The 18,837-nt window shown below is 71.1% G+C and carries 16 protein-coding genes; 10 read left to right on the top strand and 6 right to left on the bottom strand.

Going from position 1 to position 18,837, the window contains the following annotated elements; translation table 11 throughout:
• Positions 1–347: 347 nt before the first annotated feature.
• Positions 348–1,019 (top strand): GIY-YIG nuclease family protein, encoded by a 672-nt coding sequence (locus ACIBN2_RS09360; RefSeq protein WP_399133622.1) that lies wholly within the window; start codon positions 348–350, stop codon positions 1,017–1,019.
• Between the two features lie 216 nt (positions 1,020–1,235).
• Here the strand turns inward: ACIBN2_RS09360 and ACIBN2_RS09365 are convergent, their stop codons facing one another.
• Positions 1,236–2,153 (bottom strand): zinc-binding alcohol dehydrogenase family protein, encoded by a 918-nt coding sequence (locus tag ACIBN2_RS09365; protein ID WP_399133623.1) that lies wholly within the window; start codon positions 2,151–2,153, stop codon positions 1,236–1,238.
• A 112-nt stretch (positions 2,154–2,265) separates the two neighbouring features.
• Between ACIBN2_RS09365 and ACIBN2_RS09370 the strand changes: the two genes are divergently transcribed.
• The gene (locus tag ACIBN2_RS09370) at positions 2,266–2,718 is read left to right on the top strand and encodes a MarR family winged helix-turn-helix transcriptional regulator (RefSeq protein WP_399133624.1); all 453 of its coding nucleotides are present in this window, start codon (positions 2,266–2,268) and stop codon (positions 2,716–2,718) included.
• A 19-nt stretch (positions 2,719–2,737) separates the two neighbouring features.
• Positions 2,738–3,262 carry an isochorismatase family protein gene (locus ACIBN2_RS09375; protein ID WP_399133625.1) on the top strand — a complete coding sequence of 175 codons (525 nt, stop codon included), beginning with the start codon at positions 2,738–2,740 and terminating at the stop codon, positions 3,260–3,262.
• A gap of 394 nt (positions 3,263–3,656) precedes the next feature.
• Here ACIBN2_RS09375 and fdhD read toward each other — a convergent pair whose 3' ends face one another.
• The 5 genes from fdhD to ACIBN2_RS09400 are packed head-to-tail and all read right to left on the bottom strand — an operon-like array spanning position 3,657 to position 10,100.
• Positions 3,657–4,505 carry a formate dehydrogenase accessory sulfurtransferase FdhD gene (gene fdhD / locus ACIBN2_RS09380; protein WP_399133626.1) on the bottom strand — a complete coding sequence of 283 codons (849 nt, stop codon included), beginning with the start codon at positions 4,503–4,505 and terminating at the stop codon, positions 3,657–3,659.
• 8 nt (positions 4,506–4,513) lie between these two features.
• Positions 4,514–5,374 carry a 2Fe-2S iron-sulfur cluster-binding protein gene (locus tag ACIBN2_RS09385; RefSeq protein WP_399133627.1) on the bottom strand — a complete coding sequence of 287 codons (861 nt, stop codon included), beginning with the start codon at positions 5,372–5,374 and terminating at the stop codon, positions 4,514–4,516.
• Positions 5,371–7,194, bottom strand: a complete 1,824-nt coding sequence (locus ACIBN2_RS09390) for an NADH-ubiquinone oxidoreductase-F iron-sulfur binding region domain-containing protein (protein WP_399133628.1) — start codon at positions 7,192–7,194, stop codon at positions 5,371–5,373. Before ACIBN2_RS09390 ends, ACIBN2_RS09385 begins: the two co-directional genes overlap by 4 nt.
• Before the next feature lie 4 nt (positions 7,195–7,198).
• Positions 7,199–9,118, bottom strand: coding sequence for a molybdopterin oxidoreductase family protein (locus ACIBN2_RS09395; RefSeq protein ID WP_399133629.1), 1,920 nt, complete (start codon positions 9,116–9,118; stop codon positions 7,199–7,201).
• 10 nt (positions 9,119–9,128) lie between these two features.
• Positions 9,129–10,100, bottom strand: coding sequence for a 2-dehydropantoate 2-reductase (locus tag ACIBN2_RS09400; protein ID WP_399133630.1), 972 nt, complete (start codon positions 10,098–10,100; stop codon positions 9,129–9,131).
• A gap of 224 nt (positions 10,101–10,324) precedes the next feature.
• Between ACIBN2_RS09400 and ACIBN2_RS09405 the strand changes: the two genes are divergently transcribed.
• The 7 genes from ACIBN2_RS09405 to ACIBN2_RS09435 all read left to right on the top strand — a co-directional run bounded on the left by ACIBN2_RS09405 (position 10,325) and on the right by ACIBN2_RS09435 (position 18,810).
• On the top strand, positions 10,325–11,656 hold the full coding sequence (locus ACIBN2_RS09405; RefSeq protein WP_399133631.1) for an OFA family MFS transporter: 1,332 nt from the start codon (positions 10,325–10,327) through the stop codon (positions 11,654–11,656).
• Between the two features lie 302 nt (positions 11,657–11,958).
• Positions 11,959–12,897 (top strand): beta-ketoacyl-ACP synthase III, encoded by a 939-nt coding sequence (locus tag ACIBN2_RS09410; RefSeq protein ID WP_399133632.1) that lies wholly within the window; start codon positions 11,959–11,961, stop codon positions 12,895–12,897.
• A gap of 139 nt (positions 12,898–13,036) precedes the next feature.
• On the top strand, positions 13,037–13,714 hold the full coding sequence (locus tag ACIBN2_RS09415; protein WP_399133633.1) for a GntR family transcriptional regulator: 678 nt from the start codon (positions 13,037–13,039) through the stop codon (positions 13,712–13,714).
• 158 nt (positions 13,715–13,872) lie between these two features.
• Positions 13,873–15,054 (top strand): ROK family protein, encoded by a 1,182-nt coding sequence (locus ACIBN2_RS09420; protein ID WP_399133635.1) that lies wholly within the window; start codon positions 13,873–13,875, stop codon positions 15,052–15,054.
• Positions 15,055–15,181: 127 nt separating this feature from the next.
• Positions 15,182–16,708 (top strand): sugar ABC transporter ATP-binding protein, encoded by a 1,527-nt coding sequence (locus ACIBN2_RS09425; RefSeq protein WP_399133636.1) that lies wholly within the window; start codon positions 15,182–15,184, stop codon positions 16,706–16,708.
• A complete protein-coding gene (locus tag ACIBN2_RS09430; RefSeq protein ID WP_399133637.1) occupies positions 16,705–17,724 on the top strand; it encodes an ABC transporter permease in 1,020 nt (339 codons plus the stop codon). Before ACIBN2_RS09425 ends, ACIBN2_RS09430 begins: the two co-directional genes overlap by 4 nt.
• Positions 17,725–17,769: 45 nt before the next feature.
• The gene (locus tag ACIBN2_RS09435; RefSeq protein WP_399133638.1) at positions 17,770–18,810 is read left to right on the top strand and encodes a substrate-binding domain-containing protein; all 1,041 of its coding nucleotides are present in this window, start codon (positions 17,770–17,772) and stop codon (positions 18,808–18,810) included.
• Positions 18,811–18,837 lie beyond the last annotated feature (27 nt).

An 18,837-nucleotide genomic window follows, 5' to 3' on the forward strand; every position in this document is an offset into this window, starting at 1 on the left:
CATCTGGACATCCCACGTCCAACGTCCGGGTCACCGAGGCTAGTTGCGGTCTCCCGGGCCCCACAAGGACCGTGCGCCCGATCGGTGTCTTCCGGGCCGGTGTCTCCCCCGGCCGGTGGCCTCCCGGCGGCGCAGGACGGCCGGCAGGACGGGAAGTACGGCCGCGGGTCCGGGACTCGGCGACGGGGCGGTCGCCGCGCCCCCCTTGCGGCAGACGAGGGCGTCCGGGTCGTCGGCAGGGACCTGGGGGGTGCAGCCGCCGGGGCAGGCGGGTCCCGTTTCACCCCTTGGGGTGAAGCTCGCCGTTCGGGCCTTTCTCTCTCTTAGGGCCTACTAGCGTCCAGCCCATGCCGGTAGTGGACCAGACATACCTGTACCGTGGCATGCCGCTCAGCCCGGCAGCCTGCCTCGACCTGCTGCTTCAGCATGCGGGGGACCAACCGTTGACGCGCGGCGAGATCATCCGCCTGCTGGAGAGGCTGCACGCGGAGCAAGGGGGGATCTTCAAGGAGCCCGGGCACCTCCTCGGGGCGGTCAAGAAGGCCCTGCGGACGGGCAAGGCGACAGGAGTGCCGGCCAATCCCCGACAGGGCTACTACACGCGAGCGAGCACGGCGCCGGACCGGGATGCGGTGCAGGAGCTCGTCCTGGGCCCTCCTGCGGACGGATTCGACGCGGCTGTGGGCAAGGGGGGCGGCAGCGTCTACGTGTGGTACCTCCCGGCGTACCGCGACCGTGCCCGGGCGGCCAAGTCGGAGCACTGGGAATGCAAGGTGGGCATGAGCGCGTACAGTGCTGCCCGCCGCGTCGCGGAACAGGGATACGTACCTGAGAAGCCGGTGTGCGCCCTGCTCCTTCGCACCAATCACCATCGCGACCTCGAGCGCTATCTGCATTCGGTCCTGGACGGCCGGGGACGGCGGATCGCGTCTGCCGTGGGCACGGAGTGGTTCCACACCAACCCTGCCGAGGTGCTGTCCATCGCCCGTGAGACACGCTGGCTCGACGTGGGGACCTGACGTACGGGGTTGGAGGAGGCGGCTCTCGGCCAAGCAGGGTGGGGCCGGCATCCAAAGTGGCTTCCTCCGACGCGGACGTCCGGCCGCACGGGCGTGGCACGGGCGCGGCCCATGAAACTCTTCACAAGTGACGAGCCACCTGCCGGGGGTGCCGTGCCCGGCGGCTGCCCGGAGGGGTGGGTGATGGGGCGTCAGAGACGACGCAGGAAGCAGATTTCACGGCCGGAGCACCACCTTGCCCCGGTTGCCCCGCGACTCGATCACCGCGTGGGCCCGCGCCGCGTCCTCCAGGCTGAACTCGCCGTGCAGAGCGGGTTGCAGATCCCCCGCGGCGAAAAGACTCCAGAGCTCCTGCCGCCATCGCTCGTACAACTCCGGCTGGCCTCGCGCGATTCGCGCCATCTGGAAGCCGATCACCGACTTGGCGCCCACGAGCAGGTCGTACGCCTGGACGGTCCCGCCGCCCGAGCTGTACGCCACCAGCCGGCCGCCGGGTGCGAGTGCGGCGATCGCCGGGGTGAGGAGGTCGCCGCCCACGGCGTCGAGGGCGTAGCCGACGGGCTCGCCCCAGCTCGCGTCGCCGTACGAGACCACTTCGTCGGCGCCGAGGGAGTGCACGAAATCGGCCTTTCCCGGGTCGGACACGGCCCCCACCACCCGGGCCGCACCCCGTGTCCTCGCCAGCTGAACGGCGAGGTGGCCGACGCCGCTCGCGGCGGCCGTGACCAGGGCCGACTCGCCCGGCTCGGGGCGCGCGGCGGTCAGGGCGCCGAGCGCGACCAGGCCGCTACGCACCAGGGCGACCGCGTCCACGGCCGTGGCGCCGTCCGGCACGGGTGAGGCCATGGCCTCCTGCAGGGGCGCGAAGTCGGCGTAGCCGTGCCCGAAGCACAGGCCGGTCACGCGCTCACCGGTCCGGAAGCGGGTGACGCCCTCGCCGACGGCCACGACGTCCCCGGCGATCTCGCCGCCCAGCGGGATCGGTTCGGCGGCCTCGGTGACCTTGCGCACGACGGGGAGCGTGACACCGACGGCCTCGCAGCGGACGAGGAGTTCGCCGGGGGCTGGTTCGGGGACCGCCGCCTCCTCCAGGAACAAGGGGCCGCCCTGGGATTCGTAGCGGACGCGGCGCACGGCACCTCCATGGCTCGTCGGATCTCCCGACGGAATCGTCGGAATCGTTGGGGGCCCCAACGGTATTTGCGATTCATGGGGAAGTCCAACGACTTCTCGCTAGGCTGTCGCCATGCCCGACGCACCCCCGCCCGAAGCTCCCCTCGCCGCGATCCGTTCGCTGCCCAGCTGGCTGCTCGGCCGTGCCGCCGCCCGCGGCCGGGCCCTGGTGGCCGAGGCGCTGGCCGCGGAGGGGCTGAAGATGTGGCACCACGTGGTGCTCTCCGCCGTCCGCGACCTCGCGCCCGTCGCCCAGGCCGACCTCGGCCGCGGCGTGGGGCTCGATCCCAAGGACCTGGTCGGCGTCCTCAACGACCTACAGGCCGCCGGGCTGGTCGTGCGCGAGCCGGACCCCAGGGACCGCCGCAAGAACGCGGTGTCCCTCACCGGGGAGGGCGCGCGGCTGCTCGAGCGCTGCGAGCGGGCGGCGCGTGCCGCCAACGACGAACTGCTCGCCCCGCTCTCGGCGGCCGAACGTGACCGGTTCCTGGGCTTGTTGATCCGGATCTCCGGCACGGAGGGCTGATGACGGATAACGTTCCGTCATGACCGCACCTCTCGCCCTCGACCCCGCGCGCACCGCCCTCGTCCTCGTCGATCTGATGGACCGGATCGTCGCGCTGCCGCTGGAGCCGCACAAGGGCACCGAAGTCCTGTCCGCCGCCCAGGAGCTGGCGACCGCGTTCCGCGAGGCGGGCGCGCCCGTCGTCCTGATCCGCGTCGAACGCACCGGCGTCGCCGAGCAGCCACCCGGCAGCGGGCTGGTCGCCGGACTGGCCCGGGACGGCGATCTGGAGATCGTGAAGCGGACCATCGGCGGCTTCCAGGGCACGGACCTGGACGAGCGGCTGCGCGAACTCGGCGTCCGTACCCTCGTGTTCGGCGGCATCGCCACCAACCTCGGCGTCGAATCCACCGCCCGCGCCGCCGGCGACCTCGGCTACGACCTGGTCTTCGTCGAGGACGCCATGTCGGCGTTCACCCCGGCCGAGCACGAGGCGTCGGTGCGGCTGGACTTCCCGCGGCTGGGGACGGTGGTGACGGTGGGGGAGGTGCGGTTCGTGGGGTGAGAGGGGGACGCCGTGCGCGTGGGCCCCGCACCCGCCTCAGACCAGCGTCCCGCCGCCGTCCACCGTCACGACCGAGCCCGTGCTGTAGCCGCCGCGCATCAGGTACAGGTACGCCTCGGCGACGTCGGCCGGTTCGCCGACGCGGCCCACCGGGAGGGCGCCGGCGGTGGACGCAGCAGTACTCCCGCCGCGACATCACCTACGTGCCCGTGCCGGACGCCGAGCCCGGCCAGGTGTTCCTGGCCTGGGAGACGAGCCGCCGCTCACCCCTGATCGCCGCCTTCGTCGAGGCGGCGCGGTCTTCGGGGCCGGCCTGAGCCTGAGGCGGGGCCCCTGCGGCGCAGGGGGCGCTCCCCGCCGGTCGGGGCCCCGCCGCCGTGTCGCGGAGAGGCGGTCACCCTTGGGCGGCCGCGGTCCGCAGGGCGATGCGGTCCTCGCCCGCGTACACGTTCATGGAGCTGCCCCGCAGGAATCCCACCAGGGTCAGCCCGGTCTCCGCGGCCAGGTCGACGGCCAGCGAGGACGGTGCCGAGACGGCCGCCAGGACCGGGATCCCGGCCATGACCGCCTTCTGGGCCAGCTCGAAGGAGGCACGGCCGGAGACCAGCAGGATCGCCCGGGAAAGCGGCAGCCCGCCGTTCTGCAGGGCGCGGCCGACCAGCTTGTCGACCGCGTTGTGCCGGCCCACGTCCTCCCGTATGTCCAGCAGCTCGCCGTCCTCGGAGAACAGTGCCGCCGCGTGCAGGCCCCCGGTCCGGTCGAAGACCCGCTGGGCCGCCCGCAGCCGGTCGGGGAGGCTCGCGAGCAGCTCGGGCCCGACGCGGACCGGGGGAGTGTCGGCGATCGGCCATCGGGCCGTCGTACGGACCGCGTCCAGGCTCGCCTTGCCGCACAGGCCGCAGGACGAGGTCGTGTAGACGTTCCGCTCGAGCGTGATGTCGGGGATGGCCACGCCCGGGGCGGTCTGCACGTCCACCACGTTGTACGTGTTGGAGCCGTCGGCCGTGGCGCCCGCGCAGTACACGATGTTCCGCAGGTCCGACCGCTCGGCCAGCACGCCCTCGCTCACCAGGAAGCCCGCGGCCAGGGCGAAGTCGTCGCCCGGGGTGCGCATGGTGATCGCGAGCGGCTTGCCGTTGAGTCTGATCTCCAGGGGTTCCTCGGCGACGAGCGTGTCCGGGCGGGTGGAGATCGCCCCGTCCCGGATGCGGATCACCTTGCGTCGTTCCGTGACTCGTCCCATGTCGTGTCTCAGTCCCGGTTCTGTACGTGCTGGTAGCCGAAGCGGCCCTTGATGCAGAGGTTGCCGTGGGTCACCGGGTTGTCGTGCGGGGAGGTGACCTTGACGATCTCATTGTCCTGCACATGGAGCGTGAGGTTGCAGCCCACTCCGCAGTACGCGCAGATGGTCGTCGTCTCCGTCTGGGCCGCCTCGTCCCAGGTACCCGCCGCACGCATGTCGAACTCCGACTTGAACGACAGCGCTCCGGTGGGGCAGACCTCGATGCAGTTGCCGCAGTACACGCACGCCGAGTCGGTGAGCGGGGCGTCCTGCTCGACGGCGATCCGCGCGTCGAAGCCGCGCCCGGAGACCGAGATCGCGAAGGTGTTCTGCCACTGGTCGCCGCAGGCGTCCACGCACTTGTAGCAGAGGATGCACTTGTCGTAGTCGCGCACGTACAGATCGTTGTCGACCTTCGGTTCCTCGTCGAGGCGGGCCGCGTCCGGGCCGAAGCGGTCCGGCTTCGCCTTGTACTCCTTGATCCACCCGGCGACTTGTGGCGTCGTCGACAGGTCGACCGAGGAGGCCAGGAGTTCGAGGACGATCCTGCGGCTGTGGCGGGCCCGTTCGGTCCCGGTCCGCACCTCCATGCCTGGTTCGGCCTTTCGGGAGCAGGCCGGGACCAGGGTCCGGGAGCCCTCCACCTCGACGACACAGACGCGGCAGGCGTTCTTGGGCCGCAGCGTGTCGCCCTCGCAGAGGGTCGGGACGTCCTTCCCGGCGGCCCGGCAGGCGTCGAGGATCGTCGCGCCCTCGGGTGCGCGCACGGCCTCCCCGTCGATGGTGAACTCCAGCAGCCGGCGCGGGATCCCCAGCGGTGTCACGGTCATTCGTACGCCCCCAGACGGTCGATGGCGGATTCCACGGCGTTCCACGCGGTCTGTCCCAGACCGCAGATCGAGGCGTCCCGCATCGCGCGGCCGACGTCCCTGAGCAGGGCGATGTCGTCGGCGGCGGCCGCGCCCGAGCGCTCCACGATCCGGTGCAGCGCCTCCTCCTGGCGTACGGTTCCGACCCGGCAGGGCACGCACTGCCCGCAGGACTCGTCGCGGAAGAACTCCGCGATGCGCAGCAGCAGCCGGGGCAGGGGGACGGTGTCGTCGAAGGCCATCACCACGCCGGAGCCGAGGGTGGTGCCCGCCTCGCGGGTGCCTTCGAAGGTGAGCGGGATGTCCAGTTCGTCGGCCCGTACGAAGCCGCCGGCGGCCCCGCCCAGGAGCACGGCCCGTAGCCCTGGGCGTACCCCGGCGAGGTCCAGCAGCTCGCCCAGCGTGGCGCCGAACGGCAGCTCGTAGATGCCGGGCCGCGCCACGCTGCCCGAGACGCAGAACAGCTTCGGTCCCGTCGACTTCTCCGTGCCGATCGCCGCGTACGCCTGGGCGCCCATGGTCAGGATCGGCAGGACGTTGACCAGCGTCTCCACGTTGTTCTCGACGGTGGGCCTGCCGAACAGGCCCTTCTCCACCGGGAAGGGCGGCTTGGAGCGCGGTTCGCCCCGGTAGCCCTCGATGGAGTTGAACAGTGCCGTCTCCTCGCCGCAGATGTAGGCGCCCGCGCCGCGCCGTATCTCGATGTCGAAGGCGTAGCCCTGGCCGAGGACGTCGTCGCCGAGGAAGCCACGCGTGCGTGCCTGCGCGATCGCGTGCTCCATGCGCCGCAGCGCGCGCGGGTATTCGCCGCGCAGGTAGATGTAGCCCCGGTGCGCGCCGGTCGCGTACGCGGCGATCGTCATCGCCTCCACCAGCGCGTACGGGTCGCCCTCCATGATCACGCGGTCCTTGAAGGTGCCCGGCTCGGACTCGTCGGCGTTGCACACCAGGTAGTGGGGGTGGTCGGGCTGCGACGCCGTGGCCTGCCATTTGCGGCCGGTGGGGAAGGCGGCGCCGCCGCGCCCGACCAGGCCGGAGTCGGTGACCTCGCGGATGACTCCGGCGGGGCCGAGCTCGAAGGCCCGGCGCAGGGCGGTGTAGCCGCCGTGGGAGCGGTAGTCGTCCAGCGACGACGGGTCCACGACTCCGACGCGGCCGAGGAGCGCCAGCCCGGGGTTCCCGGCCTGTGGGACCGCCATCGCCGCAGGCGGTTCCTCCGGCGCCGAGTCCGGCGAGCTCGCGGCCAGTACGGCCTCATGGACCGTCGCCGGCGCCGACACCGCCGTACGCACCGGGTCGCCGGCCTTGATCGCGAGCGCCGCCGGGGCCCGCTCGCACAGGCCGAGGCAGGGGCTGCGCTCGACCTGGACGCCGCTGCCGGGCCCGAGCCGGGACTCCACGCCTTCGCAGAGTCCGGACGCCCCGGCCGCCGCGCATGCGAGGTCGGTGCAGACGTGCAGGACGGTGGCCGGACGTGGCTTCACCGAGAACATGGCGTAGAAGGTGGCCACGCCGTACGCCTCCGCCGGCGGCACGGTCAGCCGCCGGCACAGGTGGTCGAGGGCGCCCTCGCTGATCCAGCCGACCCGGTCGTTGATCGCGTGCAGCCCCGGCAGCAGCAGGTCACGCCGGTCCCTGGCCTCGCGGCCGCCGCGCGCCCACCGGAGGTCGGCGTCGGACCGGTCGGCGCCCTCCCAGGAGGACTCCGGAGGGCCGAGCAGCGCGTCCACGGCCGCCCGTTCCTCGTCCGTCGGCTTGCTGTCGCCGAAGTGCAGATCCACCAGGTCACCTCACGATGGTCGCGACGGGAAGCTTCTCGATCCGGATGGCCGACGCCTTGAACTCCGCCGTGCCGGCGATCGGGCAGTTGGCCTCGATCGTCAGGCTGTTGGTGTCCACCTCGTCGGGGAAGTGCATGGTCATGAAGGCGAGCCCGGGCCGCAGCGCCGGATCGACCCACACCGGGGCCACGACCGCGCTCCGCCGGGAGGACACCTGTACCTCCTCGCCCACGACGACCCCGTACCGCTCGGCGTCCTCCGGGCTCAGCTCGACGTACTCGCCGCGCCGCAGCGGTGAGGCGAAACCGCCGCTCTGCACACCGGTGTTGTAGGAGTCGAGGCGCCGTCCGGTGGTCAGCCGGAGCGGGTACTCCTCGTCCGTGAGGTCGACGGGCGGATCGTGCTGGACGAGCCCGAACGGCGCGGGCGTTCCCCGCCGGTCCGGGTCCTTCTCCCACAACCGGCCGTGCAGATAGGTCGGTTCGATCCCGTCGGTGCTCGGGCAGGGCCACTGGATGCCCTGGTGCTCCTCCAGGCGGTCGTACGTCATGCCGTAGTGGTCGGGGGAGACGGACCTGAGCTCGTTCCAGACTGCCTCGGAGTCGGCGTACTTCCAGTCGTGCCCGAGGCGTTCGGCGATCTCGCACATGATGTCGACGTCCTCGCGGGCCTCGCCGGGCGGGGTGACCGCCTTGCGCACCCGCTGGACCCGCCGCTCACTGCTGGTGGTCGTGCCGTCGGTCTCCGCCCAGCCCGCGGTCGCGGGCAGCACCACGTCCGCCAGCTCGGCGGTCCTGGTCAGGAAGATGTCCTGGACGACGAGGAAGTCGAGCGCCTGCATACGGCGGATCGCCTGATCGCTGTCCGCCTCCGACTGTGCCGGGTTCTCGCCGATGCAGTAGACGGCCCGGATGGAGCCGTCCTCCATCGCCTCGAACATCTCGGTCAGGTTCAGTCCGTAGTGGGGCTGGAGGACGGTGTCCCAGGCCGACTCGAACTTCAGCCGGGTCCCGGGGTCGAGGATGTCCTGGAAGCCGGGCAGGCGGTTGGGGATCGCGCCCATGTCGCCGCCGCCCTGCACGTTGTTCTGGCCGCGCAGGGGCTGCAACCCGGCGCCGTAGCGCCCCACTTGGCCGGTGAGCAGCGAGAGGTTGATCAGCGCGCGGACGTTGTCCGTGCCGTTGTGGTGCTCGGTGATGCCGAGGGTCCAGCACAGCTGGGCGCGCTCGGCGCGGGCGTAGGCGTGCGCCAGTTCCTTGATGGCCCTGGCCGGTACGCCGGTCACCTTCTCGGCGAGCGAGAGCGTCCACGGCTCGACGAGCTTCTTGTACTCCTCGTAGCCGGTGGTGGCCCGCTCGATGAACGCCTCGTTGGCCAGGCCCGCGTGGATGATCTCGCGGGCGACGGCGTGCGCCATCGGGATGTCGGTGCCGACGTTGAGGCCGAGCCAGCTCTCCGCCCACTCGGCGGTGGAGGTGCGGCGCGGGTCGACGGCGTACATCCGGGCGCCGTTCCTGATCCCCTTGAGCACGTGCTGGAAGAAGATCGGGTGCGCGAAGCGGGCGTTGGAGCCCCACATCACGATGACGTCCGTGTGCTCGATCTCCTCGTAGGAGGAGGTCCCGCCGCCCGAGCCGAACGCGGCCGAGAGGCCGGCGACGCTCGGCGCGTGGCAGGTGCGGTTGCAGGAGTCGACGTTGTTGGTGCCCATGACGACCCGCGCGAACTTCTGCGCCACGTAGTTCATCTCGTTGGTCGCGCGGGCGCAGGCGAACATGCCGAACGCGCCGCGGTTGCGCTCCAGGCCCCGCGTCACCCGGTCCAGGGCCTCGTCCCAGGTGGCTCGCCGCAGCGGCTCGTCGCGGGAGTCCCGCACGAGGGGGTGGGTCAGTCGGGTGTAGGTCTTCGGTTGCCGCTTCCTCATACGAGACTCCTCATGCGGCGCTCCTCAGCGCGAGCAGGTCCGAGATGGCGTGCACGGTGCGCAGGGTGGGCACGTCGACGCCGGTGATCTCCGCCAACTCGACGACGGCGGCCAGCAGTACGTCGAGTTCGAGCGGTTTGCCGCGCTCCAGGTCCTGGAGCGTGGAGGTGCGGTGGTCGCCGACCCTCTCGGCGCCCGCGAGCCGGCGTTCGATGGAGATGCCGACCTCGCAGCCGAGCGCCTCGGCGACGGCGAGCGTCTCGGCCATCATGGTCTCGATGACCTTGCGGGTGCCGCCGTGCAGGCACATCTGCCGCATGGTGGCGCGGGCCAGCGCGCTGATCGGGTTGAAGGAGATGTTGCCGAGCAGCTTGAGCCAGATGTCGTTGCGCAGATCCGGCTCCACCGGGCACTTCAGCCCGCCGGCGACCATGGCCTCACTGAACTCCGTGCAGCGCTTGGACATGCTGCGGTCGGGCTCGCCGATGGAGAACCGGGTGCCTTCCAAGTGCCGTACGACACCTGGCTCTTCGAGTTCGGTCGCCGCGTAGACGACGCATCCCACGGCCCGTTCGGGCGCGAGCACCGCACTGACCGCGCCGTCCGGGTCCACGCTCTCGACGCGGTGGCCGTCGTACGGGCCGCCGTGCCGGTGGAAGTACCACCAGGGGATGCCGTTCTGGGCGGCCACGACCGCCGTGGTGTCGTGCAGCAGTGGCTCGATCAGCGGCCCGCACGCCGCGTACGAGTTGGCCTTCAGGCCCAGGAAGACATAGTCGACCGGGCCGATCTCGGCCGGGTCGTCGGTGGCGTGGGCGCGCGCGGTGAAGTCTCCGCGCGGGCTGAGCACCCGTACTCCGTGCTGCCTCATGGCCGCCAAGTTGGGTCCACGGGCTACGAGATGCACGTCGGCGCCGGCGCGATGCAGCGCGGCTCCGACGTAGGCGCCGATCGCACCGGCGCCGAGGACTGCGACTTTCATGGTGAGGGAGCTCCGTTCGGTTCGAGGGATACCGCGGAGATGGTGTCTGTCGAACGTCGTCGACTGAATATTGTCTACAGTATGGAGGGAGGGGCAGCAAGGGTTCGCGCACGCATTGGAAAACCGGTCGGTCCGACCGTTCGTCGCGTTCTGCATACCGTTCACCGCATACGGTCGACCCGTCGCCTTTTCAACAACCGTGCGACTGCCTACCGTTCGGGATCATGAGTCCCCCCGTCGCCCCCGCCGGCTGGAGCCGCTGGCTCGTTCCCCCCGCCGCGCTCGCCGTCCACCTCTCCATCGGCCAGGCGTACGCCTGGAGCGTCTTCAAGCCGCCGCTCGAGTCGGCGCTGGGTCTGAGCGGCACGCAGAGCGCGCTGCCCTTCCAGCTCGGCATCGTCATGCTGGGCCTGTCGGCCGCGTTCGGCGGCACGCTGGTGGAGCGCAAGGGCCCGCGCTGGGCGATGACCGTCGCCCTGATCTGCTTCTCGTCCGGCTTCCTGCTCTCGGCGCTCGGCGCCTACACCGAGCAGTACTGGCTGATCGTCTTCGGCTACGGCTTCGTCGGCGGCATCGGCCTCGGCATCGGCTACATCTCGCCCGTCTCCACCCTGATCAAGTGGTTCCCGGACCGGCCCGGCATGGCCACCGGCATCGCGATCATGGGCTTCGGCGGCGGCGCGCTCATCGCCTCGCCGTGGTCGGCGCAGATGCTCCAGTCGTTCGGCACCGACAGCACCGGGATCGCGCTCGCGTTCCTCGTGCACGGGCTGTCGTACGCCGTCTTCATGTCCCTGGGCGTGCTGCTGGTGCGGGTCCCGCGCACGGAGAAGCCGGTCGAGGGTGCGCCGAGCGCCTTCCAGGGCCCGCAGGTCTCCGCGCGCAGCGCCGTGCGCACCCCGCAGTTCTGGCTGCTGTGGCTCGTGCTCTGCACGAACGTGACCGCGGGCATCGGCATCCTGGAGAAGGCCGCCCCGATGATCACGGACTTCTTCGCGGGCACGTCCACGCCCGTGTCGGTCTCGGCCGCGGCCGGCTTCGTCGCGCTGCTGTCCGCCGCCAACATGGCGGGCCGCATCGGCTGGTCCTCGGCCTCCGACCTGATCGGCCGCAAGAACGTCTACCGCGTCTACCTGGGCGTCGGCGCGCTGATGTACGCGCTGATCGCGCTGTACGGCGACTCCTCCAAGCCGCTGTTCGTCCTGTGCGCGCTGGTGATCCTCTCCTTCTACGGCGGCGGCTTCGCGACCGTCCCCGCCTACCTCAAGGACCTCTTCGGCACCCACGAGGTCGGCGCGATCCACGGACGGCTGCTGACCGCCTGGTCCACGGCCGGCGTCCTCGGACCGCTGATCGTCAACTGGATCGCCGACCGGCAGGAGAGCGCGGGCAAGCACGGCTCCGCCCTGTACGGCCTGTCCTTCCTCATCATGATCGGGCTGCTCGTCGTCGGCTTCGTGGCCAACGAGTTCGTCCGCCCCGTCAGTGCCCGCCACCACATCCCCGCCCCGAGGGAGGCCGCCGATGTCGCACGACAGCAGCCAGAGTCCGCCTGACCTCCCCCACTCTCGGCTTCGCTCGAGCGGGGGGACCCCCATCCCCCTGATCGCCTTCTCCTGGCTGTGGGTGGGGGCGCCGCTCGTCTACGGGCTCTACGAGCTAGTCCAGAAGGCGACGCAGCTGTTCACGGGGTGAGGCGACGCCGGGTGACCGTTCGACAGGTGTTCGGGCGTCCGAGAGCCTGACAGAATCCGACAACCCGGACGCCGTAATCCTGTCCGCTCGGCTGCCCTCGTACCCGTGAGTCACTGATCAGACTGGTGGATCCGCAACCCAGGGCAACAAGGGGGACCACCGCATGAACGGCTCGCGCATCGCCGCCGTCGGCCATTACCAGCCCGCCAAGGTACTCACCAACGAGGACCTGGCGGGCATGGTCGACACCAGTGACGAGTGGATCACGTCGCGGGTGGGTATCCGCACCCGCCACATCGCAGGGCCCGACGAGCCGGTCGACGAGCTGGCCGGCCACGCCGCCGCCAAGGCCCTCGCCGCGGCGGGCCTCGCGCCGGGCGACATCGACCTGGTGCTGGTGGCCACCTCGACGGCCGTCGACCGCTCGCCCAACATGGCCGCCCGCGTCGCCGCCCGGCTGGGCATCCCCTCGCCCGCCGCGATGGACGTCAACGTCGTCTGCGCCGGGTTCACCCACGCCCTGGCCACCGCCGACCACGCGGTGCGGGCGGGCGCCTCGGGCCGCGCGCTGGTCATCGGCGCGGACAAGATGTCCGAGGTGACCGACTGGAGCGACCGCACCACCTGTGTGCTCGTCGGCGACGGCGCGGGGGCGGCCGTCGTGGAGGCGACCGACGACGCCGGCATCGGTCCCGTGCTGTGGGGCTCGGTGCCCGAGATGGGGCACGCCGTGCGGATCGAGGGCACCCCGCCGCGGTTCGCCCAGGAGGGCCAGAGCGTCTACCGCTGGGCGACCACCCAGCTGCCGCCCATCGCGCGCAAGGCGTGCGAGCGCGCCGGGCTCGCGCCCGAGGACCTCGCAGCAGTCGTGCTGCACCAGGCGAACCTGCGGATCATCGAGCCCCTCGCGGAGAAGCTGGGCGCCGTCAACGCCGTCGTCGCGCGGGACGTCTCCGAGTCCGGGAACACCTCGGCGGCGAGCATTCCGCTCGCGTTCTCCAAGCTGGTCGAACAGGGTGCGATCTCCACCGGCGACCCGGTCCTGCTCTTCGGCTTCGGCGGAAATCTCTCCTACGCCGGTCAGGTCGTCCGCTGCCCGTGACCTGCGGGTACGGCCGGGTGTGACACATCCAACTCCCGATCTGACTGGCCGTTGTGCGCCGTAGACTGTAGACGAAAGACAATTCATACTGGCTTTCCGGCTGCAGGTTGCTCCGTGCCGCCAAGGAGGGGACCGACCGATGTTGTCGACAGGACTGCCGCAGGGCGCGGTGCCCAAGCTCGAACGTCCCGGCCCGTTGCGCGACCGCGTCTACGAGGCGCTCCTCGAACTCATCACCACGCGCGCGCTGCAGCCCGGCCAGCATCTCGTCGAGAGCGAACTCGCGGGTCACCTCGGGGTGTCGAGGCAGCCGGTGCGGGAGGCGCTCCAGCGCCTGAACACCGAGGGGTGGGTCGATCTGCGGCCCGCCCAGGGCGCGTTCGTGCACGAGCCCACGGAGGAGGAGGCCGACCAGCTCCTCACGGTCCGCACACTCCTGGAGGCGGAGGCCGCCCGGCTCGCCGCGGCCAACGCGAACGCCGCGGGCATCAAGGCCCTCGAGGACCTGTGCGCGGAGGGCGAGCGGGCGGTCGCCGCCGACGACGTGGACGGGGCCGTCGGCATGAACGCCCACTTCCACGCCAAGGTCATGGAGCTCGCCGGCAACGCCGTGCTGTCCGAGCTGGCCGCCCAGGTGGACCGCCGGGTGCGCTGGTACTACACGCCGATCGCCCGGCAGCGCGGCAGCCAGTCCTGGATCGAGCACCGCGCGCTGATCGCCGCGATCGTGGAGCGGGACGAGCAGCGCGCCACCCAGCTGATGCGCGAGCACACGGAGCACACGCGGCGGTCGTACCACGAGCGGGCGAAGTCGTAGGGCCCGCCTTCTCCTTCGCGTCTTTGTCCTGTCAGTGGAGAAAGTCGGCGCCAATTCGTGCACGACTTCTTCCCAGGTTCGGCGGCCACTGCTACGTTCCCCTCGAAAGCCCGAACACAGGCGTGGCCGATTGAGGCGGGGAGGGGCTCGTGAGACGTATGACGGCACGACCCGCGAATGCTCACCAGGCCAAGCTGCTCAAGCTGCTGCGTGACGGCGGTCCCAACTCCCGTGCGCAGCTGGGCGATCAGGTCGACCTCTCACGGTCCAAGCTGGCCGTGGAGGTGGACCGGCTGCTGGAGACGGGGCTGGCCGTGGCCGACGGACTCGCCGCCTCGCGCGGCGGCCGCCGCTCCCACAACATCCGGCTCAATCCCGAACTGCGTTTCCTCGGCGTGGACATCGGCGCGACCTCGGTCGACGTCGCGGTCACCAACGCCGAGCTGGAGATCCTCGGACACCTCAACCAGCCCATGGACGTACGCGAGGGACCGGTCGCGGTCTTCGAGCAAGTACTGTCCATGGCCGCGAAGTTGAGGGCCTCCGGGCTGGCGGAGGGCTTCGACGGCGCCGGCATCGGCGTCCCGGGGCCGGTCCGCTTCCCCGAGGGCGTCCCGGTGGCTCCGCCGATCATGCCGGGCTGGGACGGCTTCCCCGTACGGGAGGCGCTCAGCCAGGAACTCGGCTGCCCGGTCATGGTCGACAACGACGTGAACCTGATGGCGATGGGGGAGATGCACGCGGGCGTCGCACGCTCCGTGGGCGACTTCCTCTGCGTCAAGATCGGCACCGGCATCGGCTGCGGCATCGTCGCCGGCGGTGAGGTCCACCGCGGGGCGACCGGCAGCGCGGGCGACATCGGGCACATCCAGGCCGTGCCCGACGGACGCCCGTGCGCCTGCGGCAACCGGGGCTGCCTGGAAGCACACTTCAGCGGGGCGGCCCTCGCCCGCGACGCCGTGGAGGCGGCCGAGCAGGGGCAGTCGGAGGAACTGGCGAGCCGGCTGGAGGCGAACGGCGGTCTGAGCGCCGTCGACGTCGCCGCCGCTGCCGCCGCCGGCGACGCCACCGCCCTCGATCTGATCCGCGAGGGCGGCAACCGCACCGGCCAGGTGATCGCCGCGCTGGTCTCCTTCTTCAATCCCGGCCTGGTGGTGATCGGCGGCGGGGTGACCGGCCTCGGCCACACCCTGCTCGCCGCGATCCGCACCCAGGTCTACCGTCAGTCGCTGCCTCTGGCGACGGGCAACCTGCCCATCGTGCTGGGGGAGTTGGGTCCGACCGCCGGCGTCATCGGCGCGGCCCGTCTCATCAGCGACCACCTGTTCTCACCCGCGTAAGCACCCCAGCACCCCAGCACCGCAGCACCACCGAACACCGAGCACAGCGCCCTGCTTCGCCCTGCCCTGAATTCGGCTGCCCGAAAGCACCCTGAAACCGGCCCGCACGCCCGCCAAGGGGATCCGCATGGCTCCAGAACCACCGCTGCTCAGCATGTCCGGCATCACCAAGTCCTTCCCCGGAGTCCGGGCCCTCGACGGCGTCGACCTCGATGTCCAGGCCGGCGAAGTGCACTGCCTGCTCGGCCAGAACGGGGCCGGCAAGTCCACCCTGATCAAGGTGCTGGCCGGCGCCCACCAGCCCGACACCGGCACCATCCGCTGGCGCGGCGAGGAGGTCACCCTGCGCTCTCCGATCGCCGCCATGCGCCTCGGCATCGCCACCATCTACCAGGAACTCGACCTGGTGGAGCATCTGTCGGTGGCCGAGAACGTCCATCTCGGGCACGAGCCGACCGCCGCCGGCTTCGTCGTACGGTCGAAGGCGGCCAAGGCCGCGACCGCCGCTCTGCTCAGGCGGCTCGGGCATCCGGAGATCGAACCCGCGCGGCTCGTGGGGGAGTTGTCGGCGGCGCAGCAGCAGATCGTGTCCATGGCGCGGGCGCTCTCCCACGACGTACGGCTCATCGTGATGGACGAGCCGTCCGCCGCCCTCGACCCGGACGAGGTCGACAACCTCTTCCGCATCGTCGGCGACCTGACCGCCGAGGGCGTCGCCGTCGTCTACATCTCCCACCGGCTGGAGGAGATCAGGCGGATCGGCGACCGCGTGACCGTGCTGAAGGACGGCCGGGCCGTCGCGGGCGGGCTGCCCGCGAAGTCGACGCCGACCCGTGAGGTCGTCGCGCTGATGACGGGGCGCAACGTGGAGTACGTCTTCCCGGAGCGGCCCGCCTCTGCCCCGTCGGCCCCGGACGGGGCACCGGTGCTGGAGGTCACGGGCCTCACCCGGCAGGGCGAGTTCGAGCCCCTCGACCTGGACGTCCACCCCGGCGAGATCGTCGGCCTGGCGGGGCTGGTCGGGTCCGGGCGCTCGGAGATCCTGGAGACGATCTACGGAGCCCGTAAGGCGTCCGGCGGGCAAGTCCGCGTCGACGGGCGGGCGTTGAGGGCCGGCAGTGTGCGCGCGGCCGTCCGCGCCGGTGTCGGGCTCGCCCCGGAGGAGCGCAAGGCGCAGGCCCTGCTGATGCTGGAGTCCGTCACCCGCAATGTCTCGGTCTCCTCCATGTCCCGCTTCTCACGCGGCGGTTGGATCGACCGGCGGTCCGAGGCGGGGGCGGCGCGGGCGGCCACCCGCGAGCTGTCGCTGCGGCCCGACAACCCGTCCGTGCCGGTGCGCACTCTGTCCGGCGGCAACCAGCAGAAGGCCGTCCTGGCGCGCTGGCTGCTGCGCGGCTGCCGGGTGCTGCTGCTGGACGAGCCGACCCGGGGCGTCGACGTCGGCGCCCGCGCCGAGCTGTACGCCGTGATCCGCCGTCTCGCCGACGAGGGACTCGCCGTACTGCTGGTCTCCAGCGAGGTCCCCGAGGTGCTCGGCCTCGCCGACCGCGTCCTGGTGCTCCGCGAGGGCCGCGTCGTGCACACCGCGCCCGCCCGCGAACTCGACGAACACCGCGTACTCGACCTGGTCATGGAAGGAAGCCCGGCCTCATGACGCAGCATGCCTCCCCGCCACGGGACAACACCGACAAGGTGCCATCGGTGGGCCGACCGCCGTCCTGGCGCGGTCTGTTCGCCCGCGCCGACGTCCGGACCCTCTCGCTCCTCGGCGTCCTCGCCGCGCTGGTCCTGATCGGCGGGATCACCAAACCGGACGAGTTCCTGGACACCCGCAACCTCCAACTCGTCCTCACCCAGGCCTCGGTGATCGGCGTCGTCACCGTCGGCATGACGTTCGTCATCACCTCCGGCGGCATCGACCTGTCGGTCGGCGCGATCGTCGCGCTCGCCTCGGTCTGGGCGACGACGGTGGCCACCCAGGAGTACGGCTTCGCGGGCATCCTCTTCACCGCGGTGCTCGTCGGCGTCGGCTGCGGCCTGGTCAACGGACTGCTCATCGCCTACGGCGGCATGGTCCCGTTCATCGCCACCCTCGCCATGCTTGCGTCGGCGCGCGGCCTGGCGCTGCAGATCACCGACGGCAAGACGCAGATCGTCACCATCAGCAGCGTCCTCGACCTGGGCGAGCGCGACGCCTATGTGCTCGGCGTGCCCCCGCTCGTCATCGTGTTCGCAGTCGTGACGGTCATCGGCTGGCTGATCCTCAACCGCACCACCTTCGGCCGCCGCACCGTCGCCGTCGGCGGCAACGCCGAGGCGGCCCGGCTGGCCGGCATCGACGTACGCCGCCAGCGCCTCTACCTCTACCTGCTGTCGGGGCTGTGCTGCGGCATCGCCGCCTTCCTGCTGATCATCCTGTCGGGCTCCGGCCAGAACACCAACGGCAACCTCTACGAGCTGGACGCCATCGCGGCCGCGATCATCGGCGGCACGCTGCTCAGCGGGGGCCGCGGCACCATCACCGGCTCCGTGCTCGGCGTCCTGATCTTCACGACGATCACCAACATCTTCGCTTTGAACAACCTGCAGAGCGACGTCCAGCAGATCGCCAAGGGGGCGATCATCGTGGCCGCCGTGCTGGTCCAGCGCCGTACTGCCAGCACGTCCTGAGGACCTGAGGAAAGGGTCAGTACCATGTCACATCCCACCAGTGCCATGTCACATACCACCAGTCGCAGAGGCCTGCTCCTCGGGACCGCAGCCGTGTCCGCCACCGCCTTCCTCGCCGGTTGCACCAGCAACGAGAGCAAGGACGGGAAGCCGGCCGCGAACGAGCAGCCGTCGGCCGACGACAAGCCCGGCAAGCACGTCACCATCGGCTTCGCGGGCCCCCAGGCCGACCACGGCTGGCTCAACGCGATCAACGACAACGCCAAGAACCGCGCCAAGAAGTACTCCGACGTCACGCTGGAGATCACCGAGGGCTCGAACGACACGGCCGCCCAGATCGGCCAGATCGAGACCCTCATCAACAAGAAGGTCGACGTCCTGGTCGTGCTGCCCGCCGACGGCAAGGCGCTCACCCAGGTCGGGCTGAAGGCGATGCGGGCCGGCATCCCGGTCGTCAACCTCGACCGGATCTTCAACTCCCCGCAGGCGTACCGGTGCTGGATCGGCGGCGACAACTACGGCATGGGGCTCAACGCCGGCACGTACATCGGCGAGCAGCTCAAGGACAAGAAGGGCGCCAAGGTCGTCGAACTGGCTGGCCTGGACAACCTGGAGCTGACCAAGCAGCGCACCCAGGGCTTCGACGACGCCCTGAAGAACTACCCGAACATCAAGAAGGTGGCCCGCCAGGCCGCCGAGTTCACGGTGGAGTCCGGGCAGGCGAAGATGGCCCAACTCCTGCAGGCTCAGCCCAAGTTCGACGCCCTGTGGAACCACGACGACGACCAGGGCGTGGGCGCGCTGCGGGCCATCGAGCAGGCCGGCCGCGACGAGTTCCTGATGGTCGGCGGCGCGGGCGCGCTCTCCGCCTTCCAGGCCATCAAGCAGGACAACGGCGTCCTGAAGGCGACCGTGCTCTACCCGCCGACGATGGCCGCGTCCGCGATCGACCTCGCCCGTGCGCTCGGCCAGTCCAAGGGCGTCAGCGGTCTCGCGGAGTTCGAGATCCCGGCCTCGCTGACGCTCTACTCGGCCGTCGTCGACAAGGACAACGTCGACCAGTACATGCCTACGGGCTTCCGCTGACCGAACCCTTCCCGCACCCCCCACGGC

The sequence above is a fragment of the Streptomyces sp. NPDC050534 genome (assembly GCF_044457745.1).
GTDB lineage: Bacteria > Actinomycetota > Actinomycetes > Streptomycetales > Streptomycetaceae > Streptomyces.

Excerpts from the sequence above, each read along its gene's own strand:
- ACIBN2_RS09360 (WP_399133622.1), top strand. The coding sequence starts at position 348 with ATGCCGGTAGTGGACCAGACATACCTGTACCGTGGCATGCCGCTCAGC.
- ACIBN2_RS09370 (WP_399133624.1), top strand. The coding sequence starts at position 2,266 with ATGCCCGACGCACCCCCGCCCGAAGCTCCCCTCGCCGCGATCCGTTCG.
- ACIBN2_RS09375 (WP_399133625.1), top strand. The coding sequence starts at position 2,738 with ATGACCGCACCTCTCGCCCTCGACCCCGCGCGCACCGCCCTCGTCCTC.
- fdhD (WP_399133626.1), bottom strand. The coding sequence starts at position 4,505 with ATGGGACGAGTCACGGAACGACGCAAGGTGATCCGCATCCGGGACGGG.
- ACIBN2_RS09385 (WP_399133627.1), bottom strand. The coding sequence starts at position 5,374 with ATGACCGTGACACCGCTGGGGATCCCGCGCCGGCTGCTGGAGTTCACC.
- ACIBN2_RS09395 (WP_399133629.1), bottom strand. The coding sequence starts at position 9,118 with ATGAGGAAGCGGCAACCGAAGACCTACACCCGACTGACCCACCCCCTC.
- ACIBN2_RS09400 (WP_399133630.1), bottom strand. The coding sequence starts at position 10,100 with ATGAAAGTCGCAGTCCTCGGCGCCGGTGCGATCGGCGCCTACGTCGGA.
- ACIBN2_RS09405 (WP_399133631.1), top strand. The coding sequence starts at position 10,325 with ATGAGTCCCCCCGTCGCCCCCGCCGGCTGGAGCCGCTGGCTCGTTCCC.
- ACIBN2_RS09410 (WP_399133632.1), top strand. The coding sequence starts at position 11,959 with ATGAACGGCTCGCGCATCGCCGCCGTCGGCCATTACCAGCCCGCCAAG.
- ACIBN2_RS09415 (WP_399133633.1), top strand. The coding sequence starts at position 13,037 with ATGTTGTCGACAGGACTGCCGCAGGGCGCGGTGCCCAAGCTCGAACGT.
- ACIBN2_RS09420 (WP_399133635.1), top strand. The coding sequence starts at position 13,873 with ATGACGGCACGACCCGCGAATGCTCACCAGGCCAAGCTGCTCAAGCTG.
- ACIBN2_RS09425 (WP_399133636.1), top strand. The coding sequence starts at position 15,182 with ATGGCTCCAGAACCACCGCTGCTCAGCATGTCCGGCATCACCAAGTCC.
- ACIBN2_RS09430 (WP_399133637.1), top strand. The coding sequence starts at position 16,705 with ATGACGCAGCATGCCTCCCCGCCACGGGACAACACCGACAAGGTGCCA.
- ACIBN2_RS09435 (WP_399133638.1), top strand. The coding sequence starts at position 17,770 with ATGTCACATACCACCAGTCGCAGAGGCCTGCTCCTCGGGACCGCAGCC.